Origin of the sequence: Armatimonas sp. (genome assembly GCF_043757465.1) — a bacterium.
Lineage (GTDB): Bacteria > Armatimonadota > Armatimonadia > Armatimonadales > Armatimonadaceae > Armatimonas.
Genome location: NZ_JAYVPL010000078.1, coordinates 1 through 6,102, shown reverse-complemented (window position 1 = coordinate 6,102; position 6,102 = coordinate 1). Strand labels below are relative to the sequence as shown.

Annotated in this window: 8 protein-coding genes; 4 read left to right on the top strand and 4 right to left on the bottom strand. The window is 60.2% G+C overall.

Features of this window, described 5'->3' with window-relative positions; all coding sequences use genetic code 11:
• Together ACH2ED_RS10510 and ACH2ED_RS10505 are read left to right on the top strand one after the other, a co-directional pair.
• A partial coding sequence (locus ACH2ED_RS10510; RefSeq protein WP_395090820.1) for a sialate O-acetylesterase occupies positions 1 to 913 on the top strand: 913 nt, incomplete at its 5' end.
• Entirely contained in the window at positions 910 to 2,361 is a 1,452-nt protein-coding gene (locus ACH2ED_RS10505; RefSeq protein ID WP_395090818.1) for a sulfatase, read from the top strand. The genes ACH2ED_RS10510 and ACH2ED_RS10505, both read left to right, overlap by 4 nt.
• On the opposite strand, the gene ACH2ED_RS10500 is transcribed toward ACH2ED_RS10505, so the two are convergent.
• Entirely contained in the window at positions 2,344 to 2,484 is a 141-nt protein-coding gene (locus ACH2ED_RS10500) for a hypothetical protein (RefSeq protein WP_395090816.1), read from the bottom strand. The two genes, ACH2ED_RS10505 and ACH2ED_RS10500, sit on opposite strands and share 18 nt — an antisense overlap.
• A 41-nt stretch (positions 2,485 to 2,525) precedes the next feature.
• Between ACH2ED_RS10500 and ACH2ED_RS10495 the strand changes: the two genes are divergently transcribed.
• Entirely contained in the window at positions 2,526 to 3,263 is a 738-nt protein-coding gene (locus ACH2ED_RS10495) for a prolyl oligopeptidase family serine peptidase (RefSeq protein WP_395090814.1), read from the top strand.
• Here ACH2ED_RS10495 and ACH2ED_RS10490 read toward each other — a convergent pair.
• Genes ACH2ED_RS10490 through ACH2ED_RS10480 form a run of 3 tightly spaced genes read right to left on the bottom strand, consistent with a single transcriptional unit; the run spans position 3,242 to position 5,712 of the window.
• Positions 3,242 to 3,433, bottom strand: a complete 192-nt coding sequence (locus tag ACH2ED_RS10490) for a DUF1501 domain-containing protein (protein ID WP_395090812.1) — start codon at positions 3,431 to 3,433, stop codon at positions 3,242 to 3,244. The genes ACH2ED_RS10495 and ACH2ED_RS10490 overlap by 22 nt on opposite strands.
• Entirely contained in the window at positions 3,430 to 4,704 is a 1,275-nt protein-coding gene (locus tag ACH2ED_RS10485; RefSeq protein WP_395090810.1) for an aminopeptidase P N-terminal domain-containing protein, read from the bottom strand. Before ACH2ED_RS10485 ends, ACH2ED_RS10490 begins: the two co-directional genes overlap by 4 nt.
• A complete protein-coding gene (locus tag ACH2ED_RS10480) occupies positions 4,705 to 5,712 on the bottom strand; it encodes a DUF3500 domain-containing protein (RefSeq protein ID WP_395090808.1) in 1,008 nt (335 codons plus the stop codon). It lies immediately after the preceding gene.
• 94 nt (positions 5,713 to 5,806) lie between these two features.
• Here ACH2ED_RS10480 and ACH2ED_RS10475 point away from each other — a divergent pair, with 94 nt between their 5' ends.
• Positions 5,807 to 5,941 carry a hypothetical protein gene (locus ACH2ED_RS10475; RefSeq protein ID WP_395090806.1) on the top strand — a complete coding sequence of 45 codons (135 nt, stop codon included), beginning with the start codon at positions 5,807 to 5,809 and terminating at the stop codon, positions 5,939 to 5,941.
• Positions 5,942 to 6,102 lie beyond the last annotated feature (161 nt).

Here is a 6,102-nt window from a genome sequence, read left to right as displayed (position 1 = left end):
CCTCGCCGGGCTGCCGGTCAAAGGGGTCATCTGGCATCAGGGCTACAACGATGCTCTGGTGCCCAATGGTCACAAGCTCTACGCACGGGTCTTTCCGGAGATGATCAAGACCTGGCGCACCACCTTCAACGATCCCACCATGCCCTTTGGAATCATCACTCAGGAGACCCAGGATCCACCGCAGACTCTGGAGAACTTCCTCCCCCCGATGGTAGACGAAGGAAACTACATCCGCGAGGTTCACTACCAGACGTTTCTTAACTTCCGCAAGGCAGGTGATAAGAACATCGGCTATGCCAGTAGCTTTGACCAGCACCGCGCCTGGTACCATCCCCAGATCAAGGTTCCCGTGGGCGAGCGCATCGCCAAATGGGCTCTGGCGACCCAGTACGGCAAGAGCATTCGCTGGCTGCCCCCCCAGCTTCAGGAAGTCAAGGCCAGAGATGGCAAGCTCCTCTTGACGCTCGATACCTGGGCGGCTCCCTTCAACGATGGCCCGATCCAGGGGTTCGCTATCGCGGGAAAAGACGGACGTTTCCAGCCAGCAAAGGCGCAGTGGCTCGACAAGAACGTCGGCAAAGGAGAGCCGAACTGGGAGCGCAGTGTGGTCGTGCTCTCCAGCCCGCTCGTGCCTGAGCCGGTCTACTTCCGCTATGCCTGGGCAAGAAACCCGCTGGAGAACCTGAAGTCCACCGACAACTCCGGGCTCCCCTTCGACACCCAGCGCAACGACAGCTTCACCCTCGCCGACATGTTCCAGATCTACACCGGCAAGAGCACCGCGAAACCCGGTGTCCTAGGCGAGGGCGAGAGACGCGAGCTGGTCAATGCCCTGAAAGCGGAGGATTTGAAGCGGCGACGAGAAGAAGCGAAGGGATTAGGCATGGAAATCCGGAATCTAGCTCCCAAATGAAGCCCAACATCCTCTTTATCATGAGCGACGACCACGCCGCGCATGCTATCAGTACCTACGGCAGTCGTATCAACCAGACGCCGGAGATAGATCGCATCGCGCAGGGGGGAGTGCGGCTGACGAACTGCCACTGCACCAACGCGCTGTGCACCCCCAGCCGTGCCACGATCCTCACCGGACAGTACGGGCATGTCACCGGCGTGCGCGAGTGGCAGCCGCTCGACAACCGCCGCCCCGTCCAGCTACAGAAGCTCCTGCAGGCAGCAGGATATAGCACTGCGATCTTCGGCAAGTGGCACCTCGGGCATGGAATCACGGACAACGTCGACCGCCCCGATCACCACGGCCCCAACGCTGTCCCGGCCGACCCGGTGGGCTTCGACTACTGGTCCATTCTGCCGGGTCACGGGCGCTACCACGATCCGGAGCTGATCACCCCGGCGGGGCGCGCGGAAGTGAAAGGGTATATCAGCGACATCCTCACGGATCAGGCGCTGGAGTGGCTCGCTCAGCGTCCCACAGACGACCGGCCCTTTTTCCTCTGCGTCCACCACAAAGCACCACACCGGAGATGGGAGCCGGGGGAGCGCTACCAGCACCTCTACACGGACGAAGAAATCCCCTTACCAGAGACCTTCGACGACGACTACGCGGGGCGTCCTGCGGCGGCGATGGCTAAGATGCGCATCCTCGGCGACCTGACCCGGAGCGATGTCAAAGGTGATCCGCCACCGGGCCTCGACGGAGCGGCGCTGAAGAACTGGTACTACCAGCGCTACATCAAGGACTACCTGCGCTGCGTGGCCAGCGTCGATGCCTCGGTGGGCCGCCTGCTCGACTACCTCGACGAAGCCAACCTGGCGCACAACACGATCGTGATCTACACCAGCGACCAGGGGTTCTTCCTGGGCGATCATGGTTGGTACGACAAGCGCTTTATCTACGATCACTCCCTCCGGATGCCATTTCTCCTGCGCTATCCGGCGGAGGTGCCGGCCAATACCACCCAGGACGCACTACTCACGAACCTGGACTTTGCCCCGACACTGCTAGAATATGCCGGTATCCCCGCACCTCCGCAGATGCAGGGAGTCTCTGGACGCGCCCTGCTACGTGGCGAAACTCCGCCCCAGTGGAAGGAGTCGTTCTACTACCGCTACTGGGATCACGGTGGCCACAATGTCTGCGCCCACTACGGCGTTCGCACCAATACCCACAAGCTGATCTACTTCCATCCCCCCGATGTCACCTGGAATGGGATCGTGGACGCCGATCCCCGCTTGTCGCCCTACTGGGAGCTCTTCGATCTTGTGGAAGACCCCAACGAGCTCCGCAACGCCTACGACGACCCCGCCTACGCCCGTGTCCAAGCACAGCTCCACGAGGAACTGGATCGCCTGCAGCAGCGGTACGGCGACGAGCCGCTCCACTCACCTCCCTCGGCCTGAGCCCGTAGCGTGTAGGCCGTACTCACTGGCAAAGACGCGAAAGACGCGAATCAGGAGCGCTTCGGTGAGCGCCAGCCCGAGGCCACGATCAGCTCCGGTGACATAGGCAGTTTGTTCACTCATACTGAGTAGGATACCCGGCCCATTGTGGTGAATCTCTAGGCATGAGAAGAAGATTTGTTTTACTGGCGCTCCTCGCACTGGGCGCGGTGCCGTCGCTGGCGCAAGATGCGGGAATACAGAAGCCGCTGACACTGGAGAAGAGTGTCACCAAGGTGCTCAAGGCGGGCTACTTGCTCTACTTACCCAAGGACTACGGCAAAGACCCGGCGAAGAAGTGGCCCGTGATGGTCTTTCTGCACGGCTCCGGCGAGAGTGGGACAGATATTGAGAAAGTCAAAGTCCACGGTCCACCCAAGCTGATCGCGCAGGGCAAGGACCTGCCCTTTATTGTGGTCTCCCCACAAGCGCCGGTCTTTCCGCGCCGTGGCTGGGATGTCGAGACGCTCAATGCGCTGCTAGATGACGTGCTGGCGAAGTACTCGGCAGACACGGATCGTGTCTATCTGACGGGGCTCTCGATGGGCGGCTATGGCACCTGGGCCTGGGCCACGGCAAACCCGGAGCGGTTTGCGGCGATTGCCCCGATCTGCGGCGGTGGCCAGGCACGTCAGGCGGGGCGAGCCCTGAAGAACATGCCGACCTGGGTTTTTCATGGCGGGAAAGACATGACGGTGCCACTGCAAGAGTCGCAGGACATGGTGGACGCACTCAAGAAAGCGGGCGCAATGGAAGTAAAATTTACCACCTACCCCGAAGCGGGCCACGACTCCTGGACTGCTACTTACGATAACCCGGAGCTCTTCACCTGGCTACTGGCTCATACAAAGAGGCCCTCGTGAGCCACGCGTACGACTCGTCCTGCATTGACCGTTGCGCACTCGTCGCCACCGTTGTGTTTGCAGGTCAGTTTGAGGTGATCAAAGCCCAGTAAGTGCAGAATTATCGCGTGGAGACCGTGGACATGTATGAGGTTCTCGACGGCACGCAGACCGACTGCATCCCTTGTCAAAAAGCCGCTTGCATCAGAGCCTCAATCTCGTCGATCTCAAACGGGACATGGCCGGTCAGAACCTCACATCCTGTCTCGGTGACCACGATGGTATCCTCCACACGGAAATAGAGCTGCTCCTCGGGTATCCAGAGCTGAGGATCTATGGAGATCACCAGTCCCACTTGCATAGGCACCTCAAAGTAGGCGCCCACATCGTGCACAGCCATCCCGACCGGATGCGAGAGATGCCCACGATACGTCAGAGTGCGCTGGGCGGCCTCGGCATAGATGGGCTTTGCGAACGTGGTTTGCTCCAGAATCCCACGCATTTCCTCGGCGGCCTCTGCCAGAAGCTCCCGGGGCAGAACTCCGGGGCGAATGCGCTTCAGGACGGCTTTGTGGTACTCCACGATAAAGCCGTAGAGCGTGCGCTGCTGTGCACTGAAGGTGCCGTTGATGGGCCACATCCGGCCAATATCATTGGTGTAGTTGCAGACATCGGGCGCGTAGTCCATCAGCACTAAGTCGCCGTCGGTGAGCAGACAGTCGTTGCGGTTGTAGTGGCCATCCCAGATATTGGCACCGCTGGCAATAATCGCGCAGTAGCCCTCGCGGCGTGCACCTCCCTCGCGGTAGAGGTGATCCGCAATCGCGCCGAGCTGGTACTCGCGCAGGCCGGGCGCTGTCGCCTGCATCGCCTCTTTAACAGCAAGCCCGGTGAGCTTTCCGGTGTAGCGCATCAGCTCGATCTCACGAGGGCTTTTGATCACGCGAAGCGCATCCAGAATCGGTGTCAGATCGTGCAGCTCAGCCCGGGGGAACACCGCACTCAGCCGCGCCCGGAAGCGCGCCGAGCGTGAGATCTCCGCGTCCCAGGGGTCTTTCGCAACCGTGCGAGCGTAGAGCTGCAAGACATCACGGCACTCCACCCGTCCCTCCGGCGGTGCGTACGGCGTGTAGAGGGTGGTGATACCCGTGAGCTTCTCCTCAAGCCTGTCTAAGCCATACACCGCGTCTAGGTTCAGCCCCAGCGCCTCGGCACTGCTCCCGGGCACGAAGAGCGCCGTAGTGCGCGTTCTGCCGTCTAGCAATAAATATGCCTGGGGAGTCTCGACGCCGCAGAGATAGAAAAACTCATTGGTCTGACGAAAAACCTCAAAGCCTAGAACCGGGCCACCGCCTTGGATCAGAGCACACGCAGTAGGGCCAATCGCATCAAAGACCCGCGCTCTGCGGGCGGCAAACTCCTCGGAGGGAAACCAGTAGGACACCTCATAAAGGGACTTCATCTAGACATGCCCATCCGCGAGTTTGGCATCTTTTGCGATATTGACCCAGGTATGGACATGCGGCGCGCCTCGGAAGTGCCAAACCAGCGCAGGCCCCTCCAGCCGCCAGATATCCCAGACACCATCGCTGCCCAGATCCTCTTGTTTGTAGAACGCGAGGTGGATCTTGTCCAGCCCACCGTTGGCCTCAATCGCCTTCATCGCATCGCTTGCATCCGAGGGACGGTAGGGCGAGAGCAGGCTCTGCATAGTCTTCTGCACCAGCTTCTTCTGATCCTTGGAGAGTTCCCCAATAGCGATTCCAGCAAACTCTCCGGTCTTGCCCTGGAGCTTGATCTGATCCTCACGGGGCGCCTTCTCCCGGAGCGCCACGGCGCGCTGCTTGCCATCGAGCGCCTGGAAGACGGCATTGGCTTGCTGGGCTTGCTGCCAGTAGACATTACCCGGGTGACTGGGGTCTTCGGTGTCTTTAGGGGCATGGCCGTAGAAGATCGGCCCGCCAAAGGCCGCGTTGGCGTTGGAGTGACCATCAGCACGCAGCGTAACATGGCGCCCGGTGAGCACCCACTCGAACTTGCCACTCGCACTCTTGGGGTCGCCAAAGAGTGCCACGTGGTACTCCTCCAGCCCACCGCCGTCGTGTTTCATCTGCTCCAGAACCCGTGGGTACCACTCCTCGCTCGTCACGCCACGCAGGATTCCCTCGACCATCTTTTGCTGATCGGCGGTGAATATCTCAGCAATCGTGGGCTTCACAATGGCCCAGTTTGCTCCCACCATGCTTCGCTTGGGATGCTCCCAGGGCATGCAGAGCGTTTCTTTCTGCTTAGGGGTCAGGCTCTCAAAGAGCGTCTTGACCAGCGTCTCGGCTTGCGGCGACTTCGCGACGCGCGGGGTGGTCTGCGCCTCAGCGGGCAGGAGCCCCGCCGTCGCGCTTCCCAGAGCAATGCCCCCCACCGTTTGCAAAAACTTGCGTCGGCTCACACCGTCGCTTGAAAAATCCTTCATTTTTTTGTTCCTCCCTTTGGAACACACACGTCTTCCATTCTGCAGAATCTCTGCGTTTTCCTGCTCTTACCCAAGTGGTAGACTTATTTTCACTATGACCCCAGAAACCCTGTGTGAGCGCGCCCTGCTCCTTGCCAAGACAACCTCGCTTGAGATTGCACCGCTCTCTGGCGTGATTAGCCTCAACAACACCAGCTATAAAATGCTCGCCGATGGCAAAGAATACTGACTACGCGTTGGCACGGAGTCAGCACAGTATCTGGGAATTCGGCGCGACGAGGAGCAGGGACGTGGCGTGTACCCCTGATTTGGTCCATCGAGTGAGTTAGTCTTCGTTGGTCGTTGTGGGTTTCCCCGGCGGCGAAGCCGCGTCGTTGTTCCTTTCCGTTT